This is a genomic window from Acinetobacter sp. S40 (assembly GCF_016624705.1).
Classification (GTDB): domain Bacteria; phylum Pseudomonadota; class Gammaproteobacteria; order Pseudomonadales; family Moraxellaceae; genus Acinetobacter.
This window is the reverse complement of sequence record NZ_JACVTU010000001.1, coordinates 198022-222593: the sequence shown is the minus strand read 5'-3', so window position 1 is coordinate 222593 and position 24572 is coordinate 198022. Positions and strand designations below refer to the sequence as shown.

Below are 24572 nucleotides of genomic sequence, written 5' to 3'. Positions count from 1 at the left end.
AAAGGCTTAAATCACAATGGTTTAAGCCTTTTTTTACGTTCTTTTTAATCCTTGGCTATCCTTGTACTCCTGAAACATCATGGGGGACAAGTGGGGGATGATTTGGTTATACTATAAATCGTCCCCCAAATTCCAAAGAAATAGCTAAAAATGCTGACAGATGCTCACGTTAGAAAAATAAAACCACTTGAAAAGAAAAAGCGTTATGCCGATGAAAAAGGGCTGTACCTTGAGGTCACGCCTTCAGGTGGAAGGTTCTGGCGATTGAAGTATCGCTTCAACGGTCGTGAAAGTACTTTAACCATTGGAAGCTATCCTGAAACCTCACTAGCTCAAGCTCGCCGTACCCGTGATGAAGCTCGTATACAGCTTTATAAAAATATTGATCCTAATGCCATAAAAAATAACCGCCTTCAGCAAATTGATGAAAGTAAGCTATTTAAAGTTCTTGCGATGGAATGGATGGAAGATCGTAAAGCCGTCATTAAAGAAGCAACCTATCTACGTGATTTATCTGTTTTTGAAAAAGACATATTCCCTGCATTGGGTAACATGCCCATTGATCAAATCAAGGGGAAAGATGTACTCGCATGTGCTAAAAAAATTGAAGCACGTGGTGCTCAAGAAATGGCGAAACGCTCTATCCCTTTAACTGGACGTATTTTCCGTTTTGCGATTCGTAAAGGATTGATTGAGAATGATCCAACACCTCACCTTCACGAAGCCTTAAAACCTCGTAAAGTGAAGCATATGGCTAGATTGGATATTTCGGAGTTTCCTCCTTTTCTTGAACGCATGGATCGTTATCATGGTAATCCTGTGATCAAAACTGCGATTCAGTTTATGACTCTAACTTTTGTACGGACTGCTGAACTCAGAATGATGGAATGGAGTGAAATCGATTTTGACAACAAGATATGGCGTATACCAGCCGAAAGAATGAAAATGGCTTTGCCTCATCTCGTTCCATTATCTACGCAAGCAATTGAACTACTAAAGAGCTTATTACCACTCACAGGCAAAAAACAGTATGTTTTTTATAACCACAGCACAGCCAACCCTATGAGTAGTAATGCAATTTTGTGTGTAATCCGTACAATGGGCTATAACGGGAAAATGACTGGACATGGTTTCCGTGGACTTGCTTCTACAACCTTACATGAACAGGGCTACATGCATGATGCAATTGAAATTCAATTAGCTCATAGGGTTGGTAATGCTGTATCGCAGGCTTACAACCATGCTCAACATTTAGAATATCGAACCAAGATGATGCAGGACTGGTCTGATTTTATTGATAGTTTACGTAATAAAACTGTGCCTTTTCCTAAACATAAAAGAGCTTAGATCGAAAGCCATGCTCTTACCAAAGTAATAGAATTAATATTAGAATTTAGGATTTATATACGAAAGGGATGTTATTTCTTTACCACAGTATGAGCATTTATAGATTCCTCTATATGTAGGAGCTAGATTTAAATGCTCATGTTTTTTCAAGATCTTGTTTTGCTTTTCGCCTATTAGGACATAATTATGCCCCAATATATTCGTACAACTCGTCTTTGTCATTTTTTAGAAACCAAAAATTAATTTTTCAACAATATCATATTTATAATTTATTCAAGCATTTATAAATACCATCTAAAACTTTCAAATATCTGATATTCTTCCTAGCACTGTGCAACCATTCAGATGAATGATTATAGAAGTAATATTATAAGGGTTTTGAGATTTCATTATTGGCTTACTCCGCCAAATTGTGCGTTAGAATAAGGTGTACTACCTTCCCCCCAAGAAATCAAACGTCCTTCAAACTCAGGTACTAAAAACTCAATAAATTGATTTAAATCATGATTATAAATTTTGGCATCCTCTGACTGTTGGGTATATTTTTTATAGCGTTCTTTCCATTTACCCGAACTATCTCTCTCATTCAATAAGTTAGGTTTTCCAGTTACTTTTAAAGTAAGCATAAAATGCTTAATGTAAGCTGGATGATGTTCCATCAAGTTATGAGCCACACTCACCATATCATTAATATTATTACCTACTGCATAGCCAAATTTTGCACTTAAAATTGAGTTAACCACTGTTTTATAGGGCGCATGTAAAAGATATTTAGGAGTACTAATTCCCATTAGCTCAAGTTCCTTACGAATAGAGAACCACTCATAGTTGAATTGATTATCAGTAAGATAATGAGTTTTTATCCATAGTTTAGTAAACTCGACCAATAATTCAGATTTAGTTTTTGATGGAACTTGTGTTTCAAGATCAACCTGTTCTAGTGATTCGATATATTTTTGAACTTTTAGTTTATCTTTTTGATTCTTACTCTCTTGTAAATAACTATGTCGTAAGCCTAATTTTTGCTTTAACTTTCGATATTCGGCTTCATAATCAAAAAAGTATATTTGCTTTGTAAATTCGTTATGGACTAAATTTTGAAACTCAATGAACTCTTTATTCCATTTATTAACAATCTGATTATTCTGTATTTCAGGCTTTAGATAATGACACTCTAAAGTAAAAGCTTTTGATTTAATTGATTGCGCGACTGTAGAATCATTTACTACAAATGCATTTGCATTATTGTTGTAGTAAATATCTTGCATTGACTGCTTCTTCGCTTTTTCTGTTGGTTCAAAATGATTAAAAATCCATAGTAAGCAAGCATTGTTATCTTGATAAAAAATCTTACGATCAATAATCACATTCAAAAAAGTTGTAGAAAGTTGTCCTTCAAAAACAACTAATTGCTTTTTATATAACGAAGATACATCTGGTCTACGCCATTGCTTTAGGTCAATGCTTTTACGAACTTGTTCAATATGAATATCACTAAAAGATTCATCTACTTGTAGACTCTTATATATATTCTCTTTTAGCAATTTATGTAGTTGGGTTTCTTTCGCAATCTGATACTTTAAAGCAGTTTTTTCTTGTTCCGATAGCTGTTTAATATGCTTTACAGGACACTTGAAGTTTGGGGTATTTTCCAACTCAGGAATATGTCTGAAAAAGAATGTTGCCGAAGTGTTGATCTGCATGTGATCTGTACGTCTAGCGAGGGTTACAGGTGATTGACACCAAGCACATGTAAAATGAGGCTTGGTTTTATTCCTTTTATATTGCTCCCTTATTTGACTACGCCATTGTGTAAGTTCCATTTCAGATTGTTGAAAGAATACATCAACATCAATCCACATATTTTGATCGGTATCAATGATATGAATTAACTTCATGTACTCTCCCAACTATTACTTAAATTAGCTTAACAAGCTCTCAATCAGATCGAAGCGCTTATCTTTAATCATAATAAATTTACATTGTCCTTCTGATAAATTAGCCCATAGCTCCCCAATTTGGCGATCATCCTTAGCAGATTCCCACTTATCAGCCCCTTTATATTCAACCACTAAAATTTTTCCATTAGGTAGTTTACATATAAAATCTGGATAGAAGCGACCATTTCCCTTTTGCAAGTAAAAAGAACAGCCTTCTTTACGAACTAAGTTTCTCACCCAAAACTCAATATTTCCTTTAACTGCTTGCTGATCCAACCAACATGCACAAGCAAACTCTTCACCACTATCAAAAGCCCCAATACGGCCATAGTAATGTTTGTTAAATGTATAATATCCGTATTCACCATTATCATCGCGAGAAGGTGCATAAACATTTGGATGGAAATTAAACTGATATTCTTGTTCGTTTGAGACTGTTATTTGATGAAGCTCATCATTGCCAAATAAGAAATTTTGGTAAGCATCATTAACAGCTTCCTTTCGTAAAATATTAATTCTTTTTTCAATCAACTGACGAATTATATATTTCTGAGTATTTGTTCGAGCCAAATCAAAATCATCTTTACTTAACAAATCATTTAGCCACGCAAGAACAAAATTTCGTTTAGCCTCATGAGTTAATGATTCTTCTAAGATATTCTTACATAACCAAGTTGCTAATTTGACTTCATCCCAATTTTCAGGTTTATACACCAAACCTAAATCTCTCTGAAGTTTTGGAAGAAAAGTAACTTTTACCTTACCTTTAGTCTCATCAATATCTAAAGTTCCAAAATCATTTGAAGCATAAGCTGAATTTAAAATTGAAATATCATCATGCAAAACTTTTGCATCTACTGTTGTTAAATTCCAAGGATATTCAAGAACTTCTGGATCATCAAATAATTGAAGCTCGCCCTGAACCGATAATGCTAATAGTGGGACTTTAAGCTCTTTACCCAATTCCGCAGGTGTCTGAAAATATTCGATAGATTGACGGCTAACCTCGGCCCCTTTCTCAATTTGCTGCACTGACTCTAGTTGTGAAACAGTTTTCGTTAGTTCCACAGTCTCTTCTTTAGTCAACGGGGTAATAATCGTCAATTCATTGGTTTTATTATTCCATTCTACTTTCTTTTTTACCGTAGGTGTAACAGACTTTAAATCTGGCTTTTCAGGTAACGGAATTGTTATTGGTTTCACAATAATTTTAGAATTTCCAAAGTCCAAACGAGCTTGCTCACCCGTACCTGCTTTAACAAATTCAGCCGCTTCTTTAGTATCAAAACCAGCCCCTTCAACTAGGCTATCTCTCAAAGTTTCAGCTGTGTCAGAAAAACTTTTTGATACAACATAAGCATAAGATTGATTTAACTGTTCACTCTGTCTATGTGATGCATTTGGCTGTCTAAGAATACGCCCTAATAATTGCTCAACTGCTGTACTTGATTGCACAGAAGCCATACTCACTAAAATATAAGCAAATGGGCAATCCCAACCCTCAGCTAAAGCTTTTTGAGTAATTACATACTTAATTTTACAAGCCTTATCTAAAATTCCTTTAGGATATTTTGCTGTAATTTCTTCAAGTTCTTTCTCATCTCCTGTAGCAAGAGCGATCTGCTCTCTTGGAATATTCTGATTATTTTCTAGTTCATTAAGTACAGCATAAATATCCAATGTTTCACGAACTTTACTTTTTGCTTCAGCCTGAATAAGTACTATCGGTCTCAGATATTCAAAACCCTGTCTCTGTTCTTCTAACGCTATATGTTCTAAAGACTCTCTTTTATGAATCGCATATGCTAAGCATTGTTGCCAATTTGATTCTGTTTCTAAAACAATCGGCAATTTAATCATTTGTTCTGCTTTTAATTCAGCAGCAGAGACGCTATGTAAAACATTGGTTGGAGTTCTCACTGTATCTGGTGTTGCTGTAAGCTCCATAATGCCACTTGGCTTAAAACGAGCTAACATATCAAAAGCAAGTTCAGTACGACTATTATGTGCTTCATCAACAATAATAAAAGGGCGATGTAATCTAAGAACGTTAGCTAAAGAATTTGGAACTATTAGATCACTCCCTTCTCCCTCTGTTAATAATTCTGACTTTTGTTCTTCTGTTAGATGCTCAAAATGATGCATTAGCGCACCATTATTTTGATAAACTTTTCTACTTTCTTCTTCTTCTACTTGAAAAGCTTGGCGTGTAGCAACAATAACAACTGTTGAAGTTAAAAGCGTTGAACGAGTAATGCTTTTTGCTTCTTCAATATCCATGACTGTGACTTCACCTGCTTCACGTAATGCTGATGAATATGGATGCTGTTTATTTTTTAAAGCAGTAATAGTTTGTTCACGTATCGTCTTACTTGGAACTAACCACAAGATGATACTTTGAGCTACTCTCAAAAAATGTTTATTTATTAGTGCTACACTTTTACTTGCCAACCATGTCTTTCCCCCACCCGTCGGCACACGTAAACAAAAATAAGGCATCTCACTATTAAACCCATTTAATGCATTATAGGTTTGCCCCTTACCCCACAATCGTTCTGTAGTCACATAAAAGGCCGTAGATGCGTTTGCAAACTCATGACAGACTTGAAAATACGCTTTTACACTGTCTAATACTTGATCTTGATATTCTTTAGCAATATACGCAGTCATAGCTTAAACCTCTAAAGCATATGGTGTTTGTTTAAATACAATATTTTCACGTTTAGCCTTGCCCCCTAAACGATTAGCAGCCGCATAAATCACTTTAACTCCTTCAAACTTCGGAAGAACATCAAATACTTGCTTTGTAAGAATATTGCCACCTTGTTCGGTAAGATCTTTTAAAATTCCATTATAAAGTAGATAAATTGCACGACCTTCATAAATTCCCAGTAAAGGAGAGTCCGCTTTTCCTGTATAGCCCGTACCTGTTTCACAAAACCATACAAATTCAGCCAATTGCGAGAATGAAACATCATTGCGTATATGACCACTGGCATTAAACAATGGTTCTTGTGAAAGCTTACAGAATTGAAAACTACTACCCAACCCTTCTATATCTTCCCCATTCCTATTTATATAACCTTTAGTTACTCTTTTAATTCTTTCAAAAGTGACTTTTGTAGCAATATTTTTATCCATTTCAACTAAAATAAACTTTCTATTACTTCCAAAATTTGCATTGAGTTTTAATACTGCATGTGCTGTTGTACCCGAACCCGCAAAGCTATCCAGCACTAACCCATCTTTTGGAGTCACATAATCTATCCATCTTGCTAAAACATCACTATCTTTTGGATAATCAAAAATTTCTGTTTTAAAAATATCTCTCAATTCATTTTTTGCCTGTAAGGCACTTCTATAAAAGTAGCTTCCAGCAACTTGCACTGCGGACTCATCATCAAATTCGTCCTCACCTGTTTGTATTAAGTATGTCTTTCTTATAGGTGGCTCACTATGATCCGCTCTAAAAACAACCTTTCCTAATCCTATCTGTTCTTGCATTTTTTCTAAAGTACTATATCTCCAACCATTCGGCGGAATAGCACAAGGTAAGCCTGTAACAGGATGAATAACATTATATTTAGGCCCATCAGGTTTTGGCCATGACATATTGTCGTCACGCCAAATTCCTTTGTTATCAACTTTGGAATACCTTGAATGCTTTTTGGAAGGATGATCTTTCGCTAGATTTTTGTAAAATTTGGATAGGTCTTTTTCAATTGAAGCATAATCATTCTTGTATAACGTTCTTAATCGATTTAGCTCTATAAGAATTTCATCAGCGCCAGGTTTCTTCTCCCGCCATTTTATATTTTTCTCTTTGAGTTTATTTTTATTTCGAGCGTAAATAAGAATATATTCATGCCCTACTGATACATATTTTGCATCATTTTTTCTCCCTTTTTCCCAAACTAACTGACATATAAAGTTATTTACACCCCAAATTTCATCCATAATTAAACGTAAATTTGCTACTTCATTATCATCTATTGAAATTAAAATTACGCCTTCTTCCTTAAGAAAGCTTTTCAACATAGATAGTCGAGGATACATCATACATAACCAACGATCATGTCGATCTAGCGTTTCGCCCTCTTTCCCCACAATCTCCCCTAACCACTTACGGATCTCAGGACTGTTTACATTGTCATTATAGATCCACCCTTCATTCCCAGTGTTATATGGAGGATCAATATAAATACAATCAACTTTTCCTGCATAGCGTGGTAAAAGTGCCTTCAATGCATGTAAGTTATCCCCTTGAACTAAAAGATTGCCGCCCTGTTCATCCTCATTGCATGAAAGTCCAGCCACAGGTTCTAGTAATCGATAAGGAACTTCTTTATGGTGCTTTTCAACTGCTTCTTTTCCTATCCAATTTAAAGTAGGCATTAAGTAATCCCAAAAACATAAACTCCGCAATTGGCATAGATTACCATTTTAAAAAGACTCAACCCTAGATTTTTACTCACGCCTTCTCATAAGTGTGACAACCTCTGACGTGCTAATCAATTTGGTCTATTTTAGTTTCATTGAATTAAACTATCTGTATTATGGCTCTGCATATGAATCGATACCTGAGATAAACCAGCCCGTTCAAATCGATATCTCATATATCTAGAAATATCATCTTCGTGTGAGGAAATGATTAATTGCCTATCTTTTAACTCGCAACGTAATAAGTCAGTTAAAGATGCAATATTGATTTCATCTAAGGATTGCACAGGATCATCAATTAAAACTAAAGAGTTCTCGGAATAAACTCTATTTAATGATAAGAAAAAAGCTAGACTCAATGCAGCCAATTGACCAGAACTCATTGCTAGTGTCGCATCATGGTCAGAACTTTCCGCAGTACAGAAGCGAATTTGCTGCCCTTCTGCATAGTCTATAAACAGTCCTAGACCACGTTGATAATTTTGTATTAAGCGCCCACTATAGATATGAAATATTAATTCAATATTAGCGATAATTCTTGAAGAGTAATCACGTTCAGTTTCAATTAGTGTTTTTTTCAACCTAATTATTTTAGCTTTTGCATTTAAGTTTGCATTATATAAATCACTCTTTTCCTTTAACAATTTTTTCGTCTGCTGAAGTTCAAAATCCTTAAAGTCTTTAAACTTTTTATTTACATAGTTTTTCTTATGATTTAAATCATCTTCCAGTAAGTCATAGAAATCTTTATGTTTCTCAAAAGTTACACTTATAGCTTCCTCCCACCCTACAGGTAGAACATCCCCTTCTATTTTTTTTAAACCTCTTAAATTAGAAATAATTTTATCTTTTCTAATTTCCAATTCAATATCATCATCTGTATATTCAGAAGAATAACTTATTGCCATTTTCTCAAGACGAGAACTCAAACCGTTCAAGGTTTTAAAAAAGTTTTGGCTTATATTTAATTTGGTGAACAAATTAATATTAAAATCTTTTAAAAAGGCATCTTTTTCTTTTATATATAACTCTTTAATCAACTTTAACTCAGAAGAAATAATCAAATAGACCTTACTTAGATCTTCTGTTGAACTTCCAATTTCTTTTGAATATAAATCTGAAATCACCCTTATATTTTCAATAAGTTTTTCTACACTTCCCCAATCTACCCCACATAAAGCGCATATAGTTCCATCCTCACCAAAACTTTGCTTATGTTTTTCAAATAAATCCTCTCGCATTTTATTAAGCTCTAATAACTTCGCTTTTTTTTCTGAGAGCAATGCTAATTTCTTATCTTTCTCAATAATATTTTCTTTAAGTTTATCTGAAATAACCACCCCTAAAGAACTTAATTTTGTAATTTCCTCTTGAGAAATAGCATTAAAATCCTTATCCAATATCAATAAAACTTGATCAACCTCTAAGAGTCTTTTATTAATCAATTGAAGATTATCAAAATTACTTATATGCTTACCTATAGATACAAGCAGCAACAAAGAACTATCATTATCAATGATAAATTTTTCAATAGCTGAATTTTGATTTCTTATGCGTATATCTTCTTTTCTTTTACAACACTCTATTAATAGATCAATTTCTTTTATAAAATTATTATAATTTACATCAGCCTCTTGTAAAAAAATTTCTTCATCATCCCATTTTGGAGATGTTCTTTGTGTAGATATTTTTTTATATATAACATCATATTCATTTTCAGAAATATTTTTTTCCAAGATATTTTTTAACTTAGCATCTATCTCATCAATTTCTACCTTTTGTGCTTTTTCCTGTTTTGTTAATTTACTTTCGACTTTATTACAAATATCAATACGTTTCTTTATTTCAGTTGTTTTTATTAGTTCTTCCAAAGCCTTCTTACGATCAGTGATTTTTTTCGAAAAAATAAATTGACTCTGACCTTGGTGTAAATAATTTAACATTGAATAGTTAGAACAAAAACTTTCACCAAAAAACTGTTCAAAAAAATTATTTTCTAACTTATTCTCAGTAGGTTCAGAGTTAAAATCATCTAATTTATATAAACTAAAAATATCAAAATTATTAGCTTTATTATTAATTTCGACTTTTAAATCATTGACAAACCCCATTCTAACAAAAAACAGTTTTTCATCATCATGATCATTCATCAACTCTACTTTAATTTTTAAATCAACCTCACCACCTTTTTTGTTCCAATATAGATTATCTTTAAACTTCTTTTTTGTCTCAACCATCACAAGCTTATAAAGATCTGATATTCTAGATATTTTCCCTGTAAATAACAATTCAATAGCATCAAAAGTAGATGTTTTTCCATACCCATTTGGACCTTCTAAAGTAATCAATGAAGACTTATTGAAATCAAATTCTATCTTTGTAAATGCTTTAAATGCTTGAATCTGAAGCTTTGATATTTTCCAATTCTTCACTTAATAACTCCGCTATAACTTCATCAATACTATCTGCTTCATATTTTCCAATCAAATCATAGGTTTTGACTAAATTTTCAGCATTTACTTTTTCACTTACACTATCAAACAGATTTTGTAATGATTTACTAAATTTTGGAATTTCTAGAAATGGAAATTTAATAAACAATCTTGTAACCAAACTATGGAATGAAGGTTTTAGAGGATCTTTTTTGTACTCATCAAACTCATCCATTTTCTTAATTTGACTCTTAAAATCCTCATAACTTTTTCCAAGAAGTAGTTTTTCTTCAGCATCTGAATAATAAAAAAAATATTTTTTGAAGTAAAAAGGGTTTTCTTCTATTTCTAAAACTTGTTCTTCTATTTCATTAAAATCATTTAAAAAATTAACTTTGTAAATAATAATTAAATCACAATTTTTCTTAAAAGCAGGTTGCTTTTGCATTTCATCTGGAAGAGATTCATTGATTAGCTCATGAATACTTTCAACAGATAATAGCTGATCTAAGACATGTACAATTAAGTACCTTTGAGCTCCACCATTTTCTTTAATGAAAAAATTTGTATTATCTGAAGACTTTTCTAAAATAAATCCTGAATCTTTCACAGCTTCGTGCATAATTTTTTTAAGCATTATTTAACTCGCTTTGCGCTGCATTGGTACAAATTACTTTTACTGGAAGCTCTTTTAATATATGATTTTCAGCCTCAATATCATCGATAGTGATTCGTGTTACACTGTCATTATAAGCATTAATTTCAATATTTTTGTGAACTTCACTACCTGATATTAAAATATTGTACTCATATAAAATTTTTACTAATAAATTATTACTACGAAGTTGTTCTATCAATTTAGTTTTAAATGATTCAGCACGTCTATCTTGCAATTTCAAGGCTGTAGGTAAGTATTTTTTTAACTCTTTAGAATAATGAGGAAGGTCAACTAATACAATACTAGCTGAGATATCGGTAATGATTTCAGCATAAGTACTTACATCATCATTCCTTATTTGATCAGAAGATGATAAGCGGATAGATTGTTTTATATATTCTAACTCACCATCATCCATTTTATAAATATGCTTAAAAACCTCATTAAATAAGCCTATTTGTTGTATTGTAAAATATTCATTACTCTCACATACATAATTTTCCAAAGTATCAGCAAAAAGATTTCGCAACCTTCTCATCTCATATGGAAGATCCTGTACTAAATTAAAGTCTGTAATTAAAATTTCTAAAATTAAATCACTTTCAATTGTATTTTCATAAGCCGCTCTATTCTGACTTGTTCCCTGATGGATCAAGGAATGAATTTCAATAACTTTTGAAGTAATCATTTCTGATAAATAATGATATTTCTGCTCTACAAGTAGAAAAGAGTTTTCCAAAGAATTCTTATTCAAATATTCTTCTATTTTTTCTTTAATTACTCTCTCAATTCGATCTAATTTACAATAAGAATCATCATCATATTTATAAAATTCAACTATTGCTTTTTTCTCATTTTCATAATCACTAGAATCATCAATTTCATTAGCGATATGGAAGTATCTTTTTGTATTAGGACAACAATCTATACATATTTTTGATGACTTATTTAATGCTTTTTCAAATGCAGATCTATAAGGAGATGCCTTAGCCTTAACTTGATGAACCGATATTGCAATACCATCCGAATAAATGGCAAAGTCATCAGTACTATCCAGCTGTAAAGCAAATTTCTTAACTTCTTTCCCCTCGAAGCTTTCATCCAATAGAAGCTTAATCGAATGAAAAAGTGCTATCTTTCCTTGATAGACGAAGCCTCCCCAAGATGATATTGCACTGTCAGGCAGCTCCTCTGTCATATAAAACCCTATTATTTATAAATTTTATTTCTTTCTAATATACATGAAATCTATTTTTTTGCAAAAAACTAAACTACTTCAAATTTGGGAGCTTTCGCCCCCATAACTATCGACTTGCTAACCTTCGCTCAATCCATTGATTCACCTCAAGTGCCGACCAACCAACACAACTCACACTCAACTTAATTGGCTTAGGAAATGTTGCATCGTAGCACTTAGATTGAGGGTTAAGTTTTTCATATATAACTGAACGGCTTACGCCCGTAACTGCAATAACTTCTTTAATCCTAATAATTTGGTTCATGTGAAACATCTGATCATCCGATAAATACATTTAATTTCTCCTACTATTATTAAAAATCGAACCAAGCTTAGAAAATGGGCTAATTCACTGCCCTCACACTTCGTTGTAAACCTTGCTGAATATCCTGTACAAATCCTTCCCCCTGATTCGGTCTAGACTTAGCTCTAGTTTTAGTTTCTGCTTGAGCATGCTCTGCTTCAGAAGCTTCCTCCATATAAAACTCCTCCACTAAATCTAACCCTTCCTCACTATTCACTTCAAACCTAGCATTGCTATAACCTTGCAGTGCTATCTGATCTAAAGCTGTCTGATTAAAGCCACTCTGCTTACTTTGCTGATCAATTTCTTTCGCCATCTGAATCGCGTGTTGAAGATTGACACCGTCTCTCAAAGTTAAATCCACGTAATACACAGGGGTACGATAACTTTGTGTGGTGGACTTACCTCTTAAGGTCAGTTGCAGTGGCAAACACGAAAGTAAACCATTAGAAGCAGCATGGTAATAACTCAGTCGTGCTGCTAGTGTGCGAATGCTATTAAAACCAGTGGTTCTGAAAATAAACGTACCCAGTTCATCCGATTCATCTAAATTGACATACAACCGCCCATAAGGCTTACAGTTTCCACCCTTTGCCAGTGGACATAAATCAGGCGATGGACATGGATGTTGTTCTACCCCTTGATTGGTCAACCGCTGGCAAGTTTCACCATTTCCAACACAAATCGGTCTACCTGTTTGGCGATCGAATAAACTGTACTCCGCTCGTAGATTCAATTCAGGATCATTAAAGATCATACGGACTGGAATAGTTCTGAGTTTTTGGTTTTGTGCTTTGGCTCTGAGCTGTTCATCCAAAGGATGTTTGATCCATCCCTCCTTACCTTGGATTTGACTGGTAATAGTAAATTGGTCATCTTTTTCAGGCAGACGTTTACCATTCTTTTCGACCACTTTACCGATACTAATTCTGCCAAGTATTGGCGGTGTAATCGCTAAACCTTTAATCATGTTATTTGTCCTCTAAATAAAATTTTACTGATTACCCCTTGTTATGTAAGTAAACAGAAATATGAAAAGCTACGACTTCGCAAAAACCGCCATTGTTGGTCTACCGCTCCTTCGGGAGTCGGTAGATCGGAGGTGGTTTTTTTGCGCTTTTAGGAAGAGTAGATATTTCATCTATATATAGTGAGTGATATAGATGCATGATTTAGATCGGGTCAGTCATCATTGCTATAGATTTGAAAACGTCGTGTCCCCACCTTGTTTTGTGGAAACTCATTGATGAGCTCAGGATGCATTTTCAATACAGCCTTACTGTCTAAAGCAACGGAGTCTTTAGAAAGCTTCCATGTGACTGAACCGTTGGAAAAATTCGCTCGTTCTGCATCCTTCATTAGCATCTGAATTTGATGTTTTGTTTCATCAAATTTGTTTTGGTGGATTTCAATGTGATGTCTTTGTTTCAGCAGTTGGCTAAACAATCGATTGGCATGTTCATCTTGACTGAGGTCTTCAACACTGAGCGGAATATGTTGTGGGTAGAGCTGTTGAATGGCTCTGGCTGCCGATTCACTGGCATCGACATCAGGCGGTGTATCTTTTTCGACACATTCCCAAAAGTAACGTTCAGCATTGATAATGTATTTGATCACGGTTTCACTACGGATGACTTTATAGATACGAGTTTCATGCCCACAGATTAATACACAAATATGTGCTGCCTGTTTGCCTGTCACAGCCAATTGATGTTGTACTTGGCAGAGTACATATAAAGGCACGCCATCTCGCCACAACTTTGCACCATGTTCTCCTGCGGTTTTACATTCTAAAATCTGGACTTCATCACTGCCTACCACCGAGTAATCCAAATTTGCCAGCATAAAGTGTTTATCCGCTTCGGGATGTTGCAGCACTGCATTGATGCGACGAACTTTGTTGTTGGTGTGCATGCTGTAGTATTCAGCCACTAAAGGTTCAAGTTGTTTGCCCCAATATAAAGGTGCATGACCTGAACTTTCATCTTCAATGGATTGTTTGACTCGTCCTGTCTTGATCATCCATAGTTCAAGCATCGACATATAGGGATTGAGTCCACACGCTGCGGCACAATCACTACTACCGATGCCTTGACGACGTACTTCAAGCCATTCTGCTTGAGTCATGTTTTTGGTATTGACCAGTCGTTTTGCAGTAAACAATTTTGGGGCAATAAAAGGCGTACTTGCTTGTTGAATGGATGGGTTTAAAATGGCAATGTTCATATTAAATTCCTGATTTTTTAACGGTATAATTGGCGGTATAAAAGGATGTGGATTACAAAAAATGGACATAAAAAAACCACAGCCGAAGCTATGGTTTTCATAATTTTTAAAATTTAAAATTCTCTTTAAAAATGCTTAGTTAGGTCTAACTTTCCATGACTGAAATTTAGTTTTTTACATGATCAAATCATGCTTAACGCTTGTTCCAATCCTCGTTGTTTGATTGATGCACCTGCACCAAACCAAGCTGAATCAAGTCGATGGTCAGTGCTCATAGCACGACGTTCATGGTCGATAAATTCAGTGATCGAGCACAGTAATCCATAGGCGGTATCTTTGGCTGAAGAGAGGTTTGCTCCTCGTCCCTGACCATTAAACATCTCCATGGCTTTACTCATCGACTTGGCATTCGGTTCAGATTTTTCCTTGCCATTGGCTTGTGCTTGAGTGGCGACATCTCGATAGAACTGAATAATGTTGTCTTCTTGGTCAGTGATGCTCATCGTGGTGTTATTAAACACAGCATCGAAATAAGCGGCTGCTTCATACTGGCTGACTTTACGTTGACTGAGTTGTTTCATCTCATACATGTGCTCATCCCATGCACGGACTGAAATACCCAATTGCTGTTTGACCTTATCTGCATCAAACTTGGTACTGTGGGGAACTTTAACTACGCCTGTACTGCTATTTTGTCCTTTTAGTGCAATCGCCAACGTGTTATTACACACCACTCGAATGGATGTAAATTGTGCAGTGGTGGCGAGTGTTCCATCACAAGCCGTAGCCAAAAGAATATAGCCATTGCTAACATCTTTACCTTTGAGCGATGAAGTTTGTCCTGTGCGTGCCAATGCCCAGAATTTCTTTCCACCTTTGAGTACGCCTGCTGTTTCAAGTTCAAAACCTGATTGCTCAGTCAGGTCACGATAGAATTCTAAAATCTCTCTCGGTTGGACTTCCTGAAAGCGTTGGCTGACGACTGATAGTGGTGCATGAGTATCTGAACGATAAAGCACTCGCTGTTCTTCATAAGGCAAGATGATACTTTGCCCTCGTTCATTCTGTGCCATATAACTGATATTGGAGGATTCAATCCGCCAATCCATGCCTGCTTGTTGTGCCCAGACGTCAATCGGTTGGTTTTGAGTCAACTGATTACCTAGACCATGCCAAGGGGTTTCACCGACATAGGCCATTTGTTCAATTTGATGTGCCATGCTTTTATTCCTTTTAATTTGAAAATGAAATTTGAATGTGTATAAATAAAGAGCTATCTAACTTTGATGCATTTACTGCAAAAGATGAGTTGGAAACTTTTGGTAGCAGTTGTGGCAAAAGCATAAATTCTGCTGTGGTGGTGTGCTTTGTTCGGTAAATGAATTCAACACACTGCCCAACATACCTCCCAAAAACGTTCCTGCAATTCCACCAACAATCGGCGGCAGATTGAAAGACTTTGCAACTGTGGTTCCCAATGCACCCAACGTGGTGGGTGTGACCAAATTGGTTAAGGTTGTATTTGATGGTTGTGTACTTACTTCAACCAACATCACATTCGTTGAATGACAAAAGGGACAGCTCAAGCTCATGGCTCGACTCCTTAATTTTGGGCATAAAAAAGCCCGCTCGATGGCAGGCTGTGTTTTCATATTTTCATGGGTGGCTCAAATAAGCTTCATGATTCTCATTAGGATGTTATGTAACTAAAATTATTTGGAATGACGAAAAGTACAGATTTCCTCTCTAAAATATAATTTTATTTTAATAGAATTAATTACAGAAAGTGAGGTAATATTTTGATAACCATTTGAAATTATATGATTAAAATGTCAAAAAATCTTAACATCTACGAACGTACAATAATGTCCTTATCAGAATATCGTACTATATCTTCACATCTAACAGCTCTTGGAAAAATTAAAATTATTTCTGATGATGAAGTTATTACTACAATGATTAGGTATGTTGCTTATGATTTACAAGAACGACATAGAAATAAGTATTCGAACAAATCAACTCCTGTATCTTTGGAACGCTGGAATAATCAAATTGTTCAAAACCTAATTCAATATTGTAATTATATGGTTGGCGAAAAAAAACCTGAATGGCAACTTTTAGCAGAACGCAATGGTTGGACTCCACCTAATTAGTGCCAACCCAAACTTACATCATTTGATTTGTCTCATATTTTTGCTTAGGTTTTTATAACCTTGATTGACTAAATCCCCCCTTAATTTTATCATTCGACTGCTGACCTACATTGTCAGTCGGTTTTGACAGACCGTTTCATACAGCGCATCAGAGCATATTCTTCTGAGTATCCTTTGTGCGTAACCTTCTCGTCCCCCTTTGCGGTAGAACGGGAGGGGGACGCGTCCGCGCGTGCTGGTTCTGTATGTCCAGTCTGTCAACCCTCTTTCGTTCTGCCACCATTATTTGACAGTAAGTTGGTAGAGCTTCTTAATACATACAGGAGTAGTCGCCATGACTCAGCATTTTCAATCTTTGTTATTTTCCCTAAAACGATTTTCTATTCCCTTGTTGCCCTAGCCATATTCATAAACTTTTGCTCATTTGACTGATCTAAATTTAATTTAGCCTTGGCAAGCTTTGTCGTGCCTAAATTTCAGTAAATTCAGCAAAATTTATTACACATCAAATATCAAAATAATAATTCGGGGAAATGATGAAAATTCAAACTTCGCTTGCACTCATCACACTTACATTGATGATCGCAGGCTGTGCCAGTAAAACAGAACGCCAATTTATCAGTGGTTGTAAAACAGGGGGCATTGATGGCAGTACCTGTTCATGTATTTACGACAAACTTGAAAATAAATATGGTGAGGATGGGCTGAAAGAAAATCTCTATACCTTACAGCAAACTGAATCCTTCCAAATGAATATGGTCAATGTGTCCTATCAGTGCATGAAGGAGTAGCCATGAGAACACTTGCAGGCATTATCTGCGTCATCGCTGTGATTTGTTTTTTAGGCTTGCCCTTCATCGGCTTCATGGTCGTGATGGGAATTTTTATTGCATTGGCAAAATTTGCAACTGGGGGAAAGTAAATGAATTCAAATATTAAATCATGGGTGATCAGTGGCTACTTAGTGATTGGTTTTTTCTTTGCCATTTATCAGCACTTTTGGGGTCAATATAACTATAAGCCATTTACTTATAATTTGGGGCAAGGTTTGGTTTGGCCTGCGGTGATGTTTCCAACGGTAGGAAAAATCATTGGTGGAATTTTAATTCTATGTTTGGTCGGATTTCTGACCATGCGTTCTAAGTAAGTGGGTAGCTAGAATATGAAAAAAATATTTCCAACGTTGATACTTTCTACCCTACTCATAGCATGTAGTCAGAACAATCAACCAGCTCAGAAAAGTACAATGGATCAAACATCCAGCTCACCTGTCCAGACAGAGCAATCCAAATATGCGCCATATAGCAAGGAAGAAGTAGAAGCCAAAGTACAAGCCTTAACTCAGATCGTGGAAAATGATACCGAGTATCTGCCTGCGGCAGTTAAAGAAGCCCAGTCATTTCTTGAGAGTTGGGATAAACATCCTGAAGCACTCAAATCCATGATGGAGTCTGATCTTGATCCAAACAATCCTGATTACAGCAATCATATTCCCATGGAAACGGAACAACCTGCATTATCTGTTCGTGCTCAAATTACCAGTCGGGAATCTCAATCTGCCTTTAATGTACAAGGAGCGATCGAATATATTTTAGAAATTCAGTCAACCAACGATCAACCTTTTGTTTTACAAGGTATGAGCATTAATCGTGGTCGTTGTGGTTATTACACAGCAGATTTCCATAGCAAGATGCCTGTACAAATGAGTTATAGCTCAACGGTATCGTACTTGTTGAAATGTCGTGGTAATCAAGTCCTTGAAGCTGAATTGACAACCGATCAAGGCAATGTGAGTTTGTCTTTTTAATGACAGGCTATAAAATAGAGAGAACACGGTTAATGCTGGTGTTCTCTCTTCTGAATAATATTACTTACGTTCACAAAAATGATAATCGCCTAATTTTTCTGAAATTTTAAGAAAATCCACTACATGAGATTTATCTTGAACGGAATTTTCTTGTTTTAATATTTGGGGTGATTGATGTAACTTTTTTCTTCTCTTAAGATTCTTTCTAATTGACTCATGCTTTAAAGATAAACGTATCTCACTGTTAGTTAATTTTATCTCTACACCTTCCAACCCCTCTTTGTAAGACGGATGCTCAAACTTATAACTACTACCTGCTATTTTATTGAGCTCAGTAGTCAAAGCCGTATATAAAAATTTGTTAAACCCATTTGGTTCAGATAGCCCATTTTTACAATATTCATCTTTTTTAAACATACAAAAATATTCGAGTATTAATGTTTCATATGCAACTAATGTAGACTTCTCTTTCATATGTGCATTTTTTTTAGAAGTTAATTTTTCTGATAAAAATTCAAGAATTTCTTCCAGTTCTTCAATATTTTTCCAAATTTTTGATGTTAGGTTTTTATTCAATAGTAAGTACAGAGCATAATAATTTGAAAAAAATATTTCACGGAATGAAGAGTCTTCACCTATGGGAATTTGAAAATGTAAGATTCCTTCCTGCATTTTCACAATTTTATTTTCACTATCCCGCCCAACTAAGTTACTCCAAGACAAATGGCTTAATGGTTGCAATAATACTGAGCTGACACCACGTCTTAATGTATCTATTGGAGTTAGAAAATTAACTAAAGAATAGTAATTTTCCAAATTTTCCTCCCTATAAGATAGAGTTTGCATTCCCATAAAAAACTCTAAATACATAGGAATTATATATTTATCTAAATCTAACTGAGTGCGATAGCTCAAAGCAGCTAAATCATAGCAACTAGCTAATTGCTGCACCTTTAAATATATAGCATTAAAATCAGCATTATTTCGAATTAAAGAAAATACTTCAAAATAAGCTGAATGAAACTCTCTAGTAGAATTGAGATTAAACCAATTATGGATCGGATTCTTAAAATCTTGTCCATATTGAGCATTACCCCAAAAACAGGCTATCACCTCACAATTAAAATAATCTTGAGAATTCAGATTTAGGGTTTGTTCTACCTTACCCATAAATGGATTTAGGTTTTCCTCAATAGTAGCCCATGATTTTTTTAGGAATAAATTCAGAACGTATTCATTTAACTCTTTCAATGAATTTAATAATTCAGGCTGAGATTTAAGTAGAGAAAAATGATCAAATTCTTGTTCAATAAAGCTTTGAGTGCGTATTAGACATGCTGTCTTAAGCAGTTCTTTTTGCTTCTGATTCATTTTTCCCCATTCGGAATTAGATCCGCTGTTTTTTGTCCGAAGACTTGCTGTTAATTTTGACTTATTCAATCACGGAGTCAAATCTCATGCAATCAGATATATATCCAAGACCAACCATCCTTCGATTCAAAGAAGTAATTGGCTTTACGGGTGTAAGTCGCTCAGTCATATATGAAAAATTAAATAAGAAATCGAAAAGTTACGATCCATCTTTCCCAAAACCTATCAAGCTCAGTTCAAATGCTGTCGGGTGGTTTGAGCATGAATTAGTTCAGTGGCTTGAGCTTAAAGCTAAGCAACGTTTTACCTGCTAACTTTCCAAATCGACTTTCAACTGCGAAAGTCGATATTTCTGAAAAATAGATGAAATGGATTGTCGGAATTATGGTTCTCATATTTTTCAATAATTTAGGATTTTATATTTAATTAATAAGTACTAATAATCAATATATTTTATTGATAAATAATACTTTTAATTAGATTTATTATTCATTCAACAACTCTTCTAAAACCTACATCAAATATATCACGACTCATACCAAGGCTATCCATGCCTTGGTAGGGATTCACTTACTTAAAATTTACCTAAAAGAGCATTATATGAACACAGACCTAAATGATTATCCTAATGATAATTATGAAAAATATTTCATACATAAGGTGGATGATAAAAGCATTGTAATAATTGATGATCCAGAAGCATTACAGAAGGATAGAATCATTCAACTCATAAAAAAAACGCACAAAGAGGGAAAGTTTTTAATCTACGTTCTTCATCCCGATAAAAAGCAATCTTACAAAATTAATCACAGGCCTTTACATGATGCATTAAAAAACATTGATCCACGATTTATATATGATGTCACTTACACGAGTGCTGAGACTGACCTATTTCGTAAGATATACCTAGAGTGCTTCCCTGCACATATTGTAAATGATACATCTACAAACTTTTGGCAACTTGCTCACAATGAGCCAATAGCGATCAGCCTAACTCATTACAAGCCTAAAGCTCAAATTTTAAATGAGTTCTACCAACGTCTCTTCAAGGCATTATCGACTGATATAGACTATAAAAAAGCAGTAGAACTACGCAAAGAAAAAAGCTTAAATCAGAACAAGAAGGCTAAATGGTTAATCCGAAAATTAATTATTAAATTCAGTAAATTACTGGTAATTCGAATTGATTTCTCCATCAATCGAAATTTTCAAATCACACTTGAACTACTTAAAGCATACATGAGCACTTTCTTAAAAAAGCTCCATACACCAAATGACGAAATACCTTCCATTGTCGGCTATATCTGGAAATTAGAGTATGGCATACAGAAAGGCTATCACTATCATTTTATTTTTTTTATGGATGGCAATATCTATTGGAATCATTCTTTCTATGCAGACCAACTCTGTAAATTATGGATGAGCATCACTCAGAACAAAGGATATTACTATAACTGCAATAACAAAATAAAATCCTACAAAAAACTTGCACTTGGGATACTTGTGCATGATGACCATGAGAAAACTGAAACATTGTATTCGGTCGTAGATTACATCACAAAAGCCGATCAGTTCATTATCGAAAAAACGCTTAAGAACCATCGTACGTTTGGTTATAGCACTCGTAAGTATGAAAAAAGTAGTGCTGGGAGACCTCGTAAGATCAACGCAGGATCAATATCAGTAGTTCAAAACATCCCACAGGTGCTCTCAACCTTAGAGAGCATTAATACCCATATTTAAAAAAAACGAGACCATAATGAACATGTCAATGCAACCTACCAATACGACGGAAAGCATCAATCTACCTTATTTTTGTATGGGTGAGTTTAACCTATTCAATATGCAAAGCGTTTCGGAAATCGCTACGAATCCGAGTTATTTGCCTTTCAAAGAAAAATTTAAAAAAATCAGTCGAATCTCTACTCAATACTATGTCAGTAATACTCCGCATACAGATCATGTATTTGAACTACTACTGAGCTTTCAACCAATTAATGTTCAATTACGAGAACACTCACTATTCAAAATCAGTCAAAGTGTAAAAGCTGTGCATCAGGCATATGTAAATTTGGGTTACAATTCAGATGGACCTATTAATCCAATGCTGCTACACAATGAATACTATGTTGAGCAGATAAAACCTGTTGTAGATGCATTCATATATGAATTGAAAAAGCATTCAACCAGTAAAAATGCAATCGCTGATCGTGATAAGCGTATTGCATTAATCAAAGAAATACGTAAAGAAAATGTACCTGTGATGAAAAAGTTATTCAAAACTCATCAACAATTTAATCTAAATCATTTTACTTATGTGTTCCACATGAATGAGCATGAACTGTTTAAAGCAAATAAATCTGTGGAAAATGCTTTGACCCAAAAAATGCGCAGCATCATCAATCAGTTTCATGAAAAACATCAATCAGAAATTTTAGCATTATTTTTTTGTATACAACGTGATTTATCTGATAACTATGTCTTAAATGTGTATTGTGCGACAGAGCGAGAATGCCAGCCTCTATCAATGAAAGATTGCATCAGCTTTCGTGATAATGGCACTCTTAATTTTGCACCACTTTCGAAGATCACCATGAGTATTTTTGAATTTCAAAATTCAATGAATATTCAAGGTGTAGACGGTATAAATGAAAAGATATGGAAAGTCATTTTTGGACAACAAGTTGAAAAATACAAATATGTCTATTATGAATCTGAATTCGTATCACCAAAATTCATATACATAGAGTGTGATAGCAAAAATTGACGAGGAAGGGCTTTTGCCCTTCTTTTACTTTCTTAGATTCCTAAAACAGTTTGATACGGCTTGAATCCTTCCAATACAACAGCAGCAACTAAGTTATTAAATGGCTCACTATTGCCATAAGCCATCCATTGATCAAGTGCCTCATAGTAGGCTAAACGATTTTCGACAGTAATCACACTCGGTGGATAACCAGCTTTCATCAATTCAAGATTCATCAACAATCGAGATGTACCTCCACTCCCATGCACAAAAGGATGGATACCCACAAAATCAGCATGAACTTTGGCTGCTCGTTCAACTGGATGTAATTTATGAGCTTCTTGATTATACCAATCTATAAATTGAGCCATTTTGTCATTGAGCAATGTGTGATCTGGAGGATTGGTAGTAGCACCTGAGATTAAGACATTTTGCTGACGATATCGACCTGCATTCTCATCATCAATATTTTTTAAAATCAATTGATGAATATTACGAATTTGCCACTCTGAAAACGGTTCTTGTTTTTTAATAATATCTTCAACGTACAAAATTGCATCACGATGGTTAATCGCTTCAAAATGCTCCCTTAATGCCTTCCCACCTACTGTAATCCCCTCTAGAACAACTTTAGTTTCTAATAAGGTTAAGGTATTACCTTCGATCGCATTCGAGTAATAAGTACAGCGTAGGATCAAGTCTTCATGTAGATTTTTAACAATTGCAGGTGAAAGAGGTCGATGCTGATCTAATTTAGCTTTTAAATCATCAATGATCTCAAACATAGTTTAAGCAACCTCTATTTAATAAGCCTTGTGATGCATTATAAATGCTCAATATAGTGATTTTAGGAGCTATTAAGAATCAACTTAACTTATAGAGCTATGCTTGTTAATAACTTCTGAGATCTCATATTGCATGATTCTCTCACAGGTAATATCTTCATCATTAAATAAAACTATATTGTCTCCAAAGCCAAATGAGCTTTTAAATATTACTCCTGCATATCCGCAAACGGCTTTAAAAAACTCGCAAATAAATTGAGTAGGGATATAATCTAGATTAGTTCTTGCAGGTAAGACAGGCAGTGATAGCTCGTAAGAAAACTTTTCTAATAATGCCGTATAATCCAGCGCTTCTTTCAACTCGGTATCATTAAAAAATAGAAAGGTTGCCCTTTCTCTAGGATTCGTTAAATCTAAGAGTTTGATTTGATTATTTAACCTAAAAGTTGCAACGCAAATCTTGGCACCTTTACTTGGTCTAACTTCAGCAATACATGTATCAATATTATTTGACAAATATAAATAAGGTATCCCAACAGGATTAGCTCTCCCTGCAGAAGCTAAGTTGACTGGTGGCTTCTCCATTTCCGATGCTGTAAGCATGGTCTCAGATAATCTGGCTCTAAAAAGGGCATCCCCTTGGCTATATGTGGAAAGTAGTGTTTCAGTCAACTCAAAGAAAACTCTAGAACCATCACCTTTTGAGAAAATTTCTTTGTATATATGTGTTTGCGGAAAGAATCTGTTGAGCTTAACAATTTCATCCTTAAAAGAAGCCCACCCATATGTACATAAATCAGTATAAGAATATTTATATTGATTACTTAATAATTGCTGATTATCTTTGAATATCTGATTCAACAATGTATTTTTATCATTTATCCTTTCATTAAATATTGAAAAATGCTGCTGTAAAGCATCAACCAAACTTAGCCCATCAGACTCAACCACATCGAAGGCTTTTGTTAATGTTTCAAAGTGCTCAGAAAGAAGTCCTGTATCAATTAACTGCACCCCTTCACTTCGACAAAAAGAACATCGGCTTAAAGCGCCCCCATGACATTCATTTAAAATAAAGTGTTTTAATTGATTATCGTTAAAACAGTTAGCACAACAGGCACTCATT

General features: G+C 34.6%; 23 protein-coding genes. 9 read left to right on the top strand and 14 right to left on the bottom strand.

The genetic code is table 11. From position 1 onward, the window contains the following. Nucleotides 1-150: 150 nt before the first annotated feature. Nucleotides 151-1347 carry a tyrosine-type recombinase/integrase gene (locus tag IAE19_RS01015; RefSeq protein WP_200459086.1) on the top strand — a complete coding sequence of 399 codons (1197 nt, stop codon included), beginning with the start codon at nucleotides 151-153 and terminating at the stop codon, nucleotides 1345-1347. 389 nt (nucleotides 1348-1736) lie between these two features. Here the strand turns inward: IAE19_RS01015 and IAE19_RS01010 are convergent, their stop codons facing one another. The 11 genes from IAE19_RS01010 to IAE19_RS00960 all read right to left on the bottom strand — a co-directional run bounded on the left by IAE19_RS01010 (nucleotide 1737) and on the right by IAE19_RS00960 (nucleotide 16176). Further along, entirely contained in the window at nucleotides 1737-3245 is a 1509-nt protein-coding gene (locus IAE19_RS01010) for a DUF6035 family protein (protein ID WP_200459085.1), read from the bottom strand. Nucleotides 3246-3269: 24 nt separating this feature from the next. Beyond that, a complete protein-coding gene (locus IAE19_RS01005; RefSeq protein WP_200459084.1) occupies nucleotides 3270-5957 on the bottom strand; it encodes a DEAD/DEAH box helicase family protein in 2688 nt (895 codons plus the stop codon). Nucleotides 5958-5960: 3 nt separating this feature from the next. Further along, on the bottom strand, nucleotides 5961-7682 hold the full coding sequence (locus tag IAE19_RS01000) for a site-specific DNA-methyltransferase (protein ID WP_200459083.1): 1722 nt from the start codon (nucleotides 7680-7682) through the stop codon (nucleotides 5961-5963). A gap of 137 nt (nucleotides 7683-7819) precedes the next feature. Continuing rightward, nucleotides 7820-10159, bottom strand: coding sequence for an AAA family ATPase (locus tag IAE19_RS00995; protein WP_200459082.1), 2340 nt, complete (start codon nucleotides 10157-10159; stop codon nucleotides 7820-7822). After that, nucleotides 10116-10796: an ABC-three component system middle component 1 gene (locus IAE19_RS00990; RefSeq protein ID WP_200459081.1), complete on the bottom strand. Its 681-nt coding sequence runs from the start codon at nucleotides 10794-10796 to the stop codon at nucleotides 10116-10118. Before IAE19_RS00990 ends, IAE19_RS00995 begins: the two co-directional genes overlap by 44 nt. Beyond that, complete coding sequence (locus tag IAE19_RS00985; protein WP_200459080.1) at nucleotides 10789-12015, bottom strand: ABC-three component system protein; 1227 nt, start codon at nucleotides 12013-12015, stop codon at nucleotides 10789-10791. Before IAE19_RS00985 ends, IAE19_RS00990 begins: the two co-directional genes overlap by 8 nt. A gap of 106 nt (nucleotides 12016-12121) precedes the next feature. After that, nucleotides 12122-12349, bottom strand: coding sequence for a helix-turn-helix transcriptional regulator (locus IAE19_RS00980; protein WP_005317501.1), 228 nt, complete (start codon nucleotides 12347-12349; stop codon nucleotides 12122-12124). A 49-nt stretch (nucleotides 12350-12398) separates the two neighbouring features. Next, nucleotides 12399-13328: a hydrolase or metal-binding protein gene (locus tag IAE19_RS00975; protein ID WP_200459079.1), complete on the bottom strand. Its 930-nt coding sequence runs from the start codon at nucleotides 13326-13328 to the stop codon at nucleotides 12399-12401. A 212-nt stretch (nucleotides 13329-13540) separates the two neighbouring features. After that, complete coding sequence (locus tag IAE19_RS00970; protein WP_200459078.1) at nucleotides 13541-14584, bottom strand: YqaJ viral recombinase family protein; 1044 nt, start codon at nucleotides 14582-14584, stop codon at nucleotides 13541-13543. A gap of 182 nt (nucleotides 14585-14766) precedes the next feature. Beyond that, on the bottom strand, nucleotides 14767-15804 hold the full coding sequence (locus IAE19_RS00965) for a DUF932 domain-containing protein (protein ID WP_200459077.1): 1038 nt from the start codon (nucleotides 15802-15804) through the stop codon (nucleotides 14767-14769). 72 nt (nucleotides 15805-15876) lie between these two features. After that, the gene (locus IAE19_RS00960) at nucleotides 15877-16176 is read right to left on the bottom strand and encodes a hypothetical protein (RefSeq protein ID WP_200459076.1); all 300 of its coding nucleotides are present in this window, start codon (nucleotides 16174-16176) and stop codon (nucleotides 15877-15879) included. A 273-nt stretch (nucleotides 16177-16449) separates the two neighbouring features. Between IAE19_RS00960 and IAE19_RS00955 the strand changes: the two genes are divergently transcribed. The 5 genes from IAE19_RS00955 to IAE19_RS00940 all read left to right on the top strand — a co-directional run bounded on the left by IAE19_RS00955 (nucleotide 16450) and on the right by IAE19_RS00940 (nucleotide 18544). Continuing rightward, the gene (locus IAE19_RS00955) at nucleotides 16450-16737 is read left to right on the top strand and encodes a hypothetical protein (RefSeq protein ID WP_005317488.1); all 288 of its coding nucleotides are present in this window, start codon (nucleotides 16450-16452) and stop codon (nucleotides 16735-16737) included. Nucleotides 16738-17273: 536 nt separating this feature from the next. Continuing rightward, a complete protein-coding gene (locus IAE19_RS00950) occupies nucleotides 17274-17528 on the top strand; it encodes a hypothetical protein (RefSeq protein ID WP_200459075.1) in 255 nt (84 codons plus the stop codon). 2 nt (nucleotides 17529-17530) lie between these two features. Further along, nucleotides 17531-17659, top strand: coding sequence for a hypothetical protein (locus IAE19_RS16695; RefSeq protein ID WP_265092529.1), 129 nt, complete (start codon nucleotides 17531-17533; stop codon nucleotides 17657-17659). Next, nucleotides 17660-17884, top strand: a complete 225-nt coding sequence (locus IAE19_RS00945; protein WP_200459074.1) for a hypothetical protein — start codon at nucleotides 17660-17662, stop codon at nucleotides 17882-17884. It abuts the gene before it with no gap. 15 nt (nucleotides 17885-17899) lie between these two features. Further along, nucleotides 17900-18544 carry a hypothetical protein gene (locus tag IAE19_RS00940; protein WP_200459073.1) on the top strand — a complete coding sequence of 215 codons (645 nt, stop codon included), beginning with the start codon at nucleotides 17900-17902 and terminating at the stop codon, nucleotides 18542-18544. Between the two features lie 60 nt (nucleotides 18545-18604). Here the strand turns inward: IAE19_RS00940 and IAE19_RS00935 are convergent, their stop codons facing one another. Continuing rightward, nucleotides 18605-19915, bottom strand: a complete 1311-nt coding sequence (locus IAE19_RS00935) for a hypothetical protein (RefSeq protein ID WP_200459072.1) — start codon at nucleotides 19913-19915, stop codon at nucleotides 18605-18607. An 86-nt stretch (nucleotides 19916-20001) separates the two neighbouring features. On the opposite strand from IAE19_RS00935, the gene IAE19_RS00930 reads away from it, so the two are divergent. The 3 genes from IAE19_RS00930 to IAE19_RS00920 all read left to right on the top strand — a co-directional run bounded on the left by IAE19_RS00930 (nucleotide 20002) and on the right by IAE19_RS00920 (nucleotide 22682). Then, the gene (locus IAE19_RS00930) at nucleotides 20002-20229 is read left to right on the top strand and encodes a helix-turn-helix transcriptional regulator (protein WP_004991946.1); all 228 of its coding nucleotides are present in this window, start codon (nucleotides 20002-20004) and stop codon (nucleotides 20227-20229) included. Between the two features lie 286 nt (nucleotides 20230-20515). Then, complete coding sequence (locus tag IAE19_RS00925) at nucleotides 20516-21658, top strand: inovirus-type Gp2 protein (protein WP_200459071.1); 1143 nt, start codon at nucleotides 20516-20518, stop codon at nucleotides 21656-21658. Nucleotides 21659-21674: 16 nt separating this feature from the next. Then, nucleotides 21675-22682, top strand: a complete 1008-nt coding sequence (locus IAE19_RS00920) for a hypothetical protein (protein ID WP_200459070.1) — start codon at nucleotides 21675-21677, stop codon at nucleotides 22680-22682. A 32-nt stretch (nucleotides 22683-22714) separates the two neighbouring features. On the opposite strand, the gene IAE19_RS00915 is transcribed toward IAE19_RS00920, so the two are convergent. Together IAE19_RS00915 and IAE19_RS00910 are read right to left on the bottom strand one after the other, a co-directional pair. Then, nucleotides 22715-23446: a Fic family protein gene (locus tag IAE19_RS00915; protein ID WP_200459069.1), complete on the bottom strand. Its 732-nt coding sequence runs from the start codon at nucleotides 23444-23446 to the stop codon at nucleotides 22715-22717. Between the two features lie 84 nt (nucleotides 23447-23530). After that, a complete protein-coding gene (locus IAE19_RS00910; RefSeq protein ID WP_200459068.1) occupies nucleotides 23531-24571 on the bottom strand; it encodes an RES family NAD+ phosphorylase in 1041 nt (346 codons plus the stop codon). Nucleotide 24572 lies beyond the last annotated feature (1 nt).

Excerpts from the sequence above, each read along its gene's own strand:
- IAE19_RS01000 (WP_200459083.1), bottom strand. The coding sequence starts at position 7,682 with ATGCCTACTTTAAATTGGATAGGAAAAGAAGCAGTTGAAAAGCACCAT.
- IAE19_RS00985 (WP_200459080.1), bottom strand. The coding sequence starts at position 12,015 with ATGACAGAGGAGCTGCCTGACAGTGCAATATCATCTTGGGGAGGCTTC.
- IAE19_RS01005 (WP_200459084.1), bottom strand. The coding sequence starts at position 5,957 with ATGACTGCGTATATTGCTAAAGAATATCAAGATCAAGTATTAGACAGT.
- IAE19_RS00970 (WP_200459078.1), bottom strand. The coding sequence starts at position 14,584 with ATGAACATTGCCATTTTAAACCCATCCATTCAACAAGCAAGTACGCCT.
- IAE19_RS00945 (WP_200459074.1), top strand. The coding sequence starts at position 17,660 with ATGAATTCAAATATTAAATCATGGGTGATCAGTGGCTACTTAGTGATT.
- IAE19_RS00990 (WP_200459081.1), bottom strand. The coding sequence starts at position 10,796 with ATGCTTAAAAAAATTATGCACGAAGCTGTGAAAGATTCAGGATTTATT.
- IAE19_RS00940 (WP_200459073.1), top strand. The coding sequence starts at position 17,900 with ATGAAAAAAATATTTCCAACGTTGATACTTTCTACCCTACTCATAGCA.
- IAE19_RS00975 (WP_200459079.1), bottom strand. The coding sequence starts at position 13,328 with ATGATTAAAGGTTTAGCGATTACACCGCCAATACTTGGCAGAATTAGT.
- IAE19_RS01010 (WP_200459085.1), bottom strand. The coding sequence starts at position 3,245 with ATGAAGTTAATTCATATCATTGATACCGATCAAAATATGTGGATTGAT.
- IAE19_RS00950 (WP_200459075.1), top strand. The coding sequence starts at position 17,274 with ATGAAAATTCAAACTTCGCTTGCACTCATCACACTTACATTGATGATC.
- IAE19_RS16695 (WP_265092529.1), top strand. The coding sequence starts at position 17,531 with ATGAGAACACTTGCAGGCATTATCTGCGTCATCGCTGTGATTTGTTTT.
- IAE19_RS00960 (WP_200459076.1), bottom strand. The coding sequence starts at position 16,176 with ATGAGCTTGAGCTGTCCCTTTTGTCATTCAACGAATGTGATGTTGGTT.
- IAE19_RS00910 (WP_200459068.1), bottom strand. The coding sequence starts at position 24,571 with ATGAGTGCCTGTTGTGCTAACTGTTTTAACGATAATCAATTAAAACAC.
- IAE19_RS00980 (WP_005317501.1), bottom strand. The coding sequence starts at position 12,349 with ATGTATTTATCGGATGATCAGATGTTTCACATGAACCAAATTATTAGG.
- IAE19_RS00930 (WP_004991946.1), top strand. The coding sequence starts at position 20,002 with ATGCAATCAGATATATATCCAAGACCAACCATCCTTCGATTCAAAGAA.
- IAE19_RS00915 (WP_200459069.1), bottom strand. The coding sequence starts at position 23,446 with ATGTTTGAGATCATTGATGATTTAAAAGCTAAATTAGATCAGCATCGA.
- IAE19_RS01015 (WP_200459086.1), top strand. The coding sequence starts at position 151 with ATGCTGACAGATGCTCACGTTAGAAAAATAAAACCACTTGAAAAGAAA.
- IAE19_RS00935 (WP_200459072.1), bottom strand. The coding sequence starts at position 19,915 with ATGAATCAGAAGCAAAAAGAACTGCTTAAGACAGCATGTCTAATACGC.
- IAE19_RS00955 (WP_005317488.1), top strand. The coding sequence starts at position 16,450 with ATGTCCTTATCAGAATATCGTACTATATCTTCACATCTAACAGCTCTT.
- IAE19_RS00925 (WP_200459071.1), top strand. The coding sequence starts at position 20,516 with ATGAACACAGACCTAAATGATTATCCTAATGATAATTATGAAAAATAT.
- IAE19_RS00965 (WP_200459077.1), bottom strand. The coding sequence starts at position 15,804 with ATGGCACATCAAATTGAACAAATGGCCTATGTCGGTGAAACCCCTTGG.
- IAE19_RS00920 (WP_200459070.1), top strand. The coding sequence starts at position 21,675 with ATGAACATGTCAATGCAACCTACCAATACGACGGAAAGCATCAATCTA.